Source organism: Streptomyces kebangsaanensis, from assembly GCF_001906585.1.
Taxonomy (GTDB): domain Bacteria; phylum Actinomycetota; class Actinomycetes; order Streptomycetales; family Streptomycetaceae; genus Streptomyces; species Streptomyces kebangsaanensis.
This window is the reverse complement of record NZ_JUJA01000136.1, coordinates 68,449-70,161: the sequence shown is the minus strand read 5'-3', so window position 1 is coordinate 70,161 and position 1,713 is coordinate 68,449. Positions and strand designations below refer to the sequence as shown.

1 protein-coding gene is annotated in these 1,713 nt (G+C 71.6%); it reads right to left on the bottom strand.

All coding sequences use genetic code 11. The features are described from left to right. A partial coding sequence (locus tag RH94_RS43940; protein WP_234425886.1) for a DNA methyltransferase occupies window positions 1–1,713 on the bottom strand: 1,713 nt, incomplete at both ends.

Sequence of the window (1,713 nt, the reverse complement as noted above, 5' to 3'; positions counted from 1 at the left end):
CCCGCCCCGCCATCCCGTGCGTTCGTCCACGCCCGGCGCGTCCGGGTCCGCCGGGACCCGGAAGACCTCCGGGAACTCCAGGTGCCAGTGGAAGAAGCGGTACTCCTCCCTCAGGCGGTCCACCCTCTCCACAGTGCCGTCCGGCAGGCTCGCGCCGCCGTCCTCGGAGTGGAGGGTGAGGAGGGACTTCGTGGTGAGGGCGGGCGGGGCGGCCGTCTTCGTCTTCTCCCAGACGAAGGCCGCGCACCACGCGTCGGCCAGCTCCAGCGCGCGGATGTAGTCGCGGGAGGTGGTCAGTTCCCGGTACTCGCGGGCCTGGTCCTGGACGTCCTCCAGTTCCAGTGACTCGGTGCCGGTGATCGCCGACAGCTTCTGGGCGAACTCCGCGTTGGAGCCGAGGACGAACCCTTCCTCGGCGAACAGCTCGCCCTGGCGCGCCCCCCGCTTCAGCGCCGTCTGCCACGCCGCACGCTCCGACGCGTTCCGCTTCCTCAGGTCGGTGACGTGCTTCTTGTCGTCGCCCTCCAGCGGCTTGAACGCCTCGTCCGGCAGACCGCCGGCCAGCAGCTTCGGGGTCGTGCCGAGCAGGCCGTTGCCGTGCTTGATGTGGGCGTCGAGGAAGGTGAGGGGCCGGCCCGGCTCCATGGCCTCGATCCACAGGGAGACCTTGGCCAGTTCGACGGCCATGTGGTTGAGGTCGACGCCGTAGACGCAGCGGGAGACGACGTCGCGCAGCGCGTGCCGCACGTCCTCGGCGCTGGGCTCGGGGTCGTCCTTCCGGATCTCCGCCAGGCGGCGGGCGATGCGGCGGGCGGCGGCGACGAGGAAGTGCCCGGAGCCGCAGGCGGGGTCGCAGACGGTCAGGGCGAGCAGCGCGTCCTCGCGCTCCTTCGGTGTCGTACCGGAGCGGACCGCCTTGTCGATGACCGGGTCGAGCGCGGAGTCGAGGAGGCAGTCGATCAGCGGGGACGGGGTGTAGTAGGAGCCGGAGGTCTTGCGGTCGTTGCCGTCGAGCTTGGCGAGGACGTACTCGCCGCCCTCGTCCATGCGTGGCTCCAGTTCCAGCAACGACTCGTAGACGGAGCCGAGTTCGTCCGCGCCCAGGTGGCGGTAGTCGACCTTGCGGGGGCGGCCCAGCTTGACGTCGTGGACGACGGACAGGGCGCGTACGGCCTTGTACAGGGCCTGGTTGGACAGGCTCAGGCCGTCGAGGACTTCGTCCGTGGCGGTCGGTTCGAAGAGGCCGCCGAGGGCGGGCAGGCCCAGTTCGGGGCGGCCGCCGGGGGTGCCGAGGCCCTGGACGACCAGGTTCAGGGCGTGCCACTGGTCGCCGTGGAGGGTGCCGGTGCGGCGGGCGAGGCGGCGCAGGCGGGCCGTGGAGAAGTACTTCTCGTAGGTCTCCCGGGCGGTCTTCGTCGCCTCGGGGTGGAGCAGCAGGTCGCGGTCCTCGGTGACGAAGAGGAACAGCAGGCGGTAGGCGAGGCGGAGCAGGGCCGGGTGGAGGTCGTCGCGGACGTTCCTGCGGCGGGTGCGCAGGTCCTCGCTGAGTGCCGTGTTGTCGGGGTGGGAGATGAGGCCGTTGCCGATCGCGACGAGGGCCTTCTCGACGCCCTTGCGGAGTTCCTTCAGGGCTCGGGTGCCGCTGTCGATGGCCTCGGTGCGCCACTTCTCCAGCGGGCAGGTGGCCGCCGGCTCGCCCTCGGCGCGCGGCTC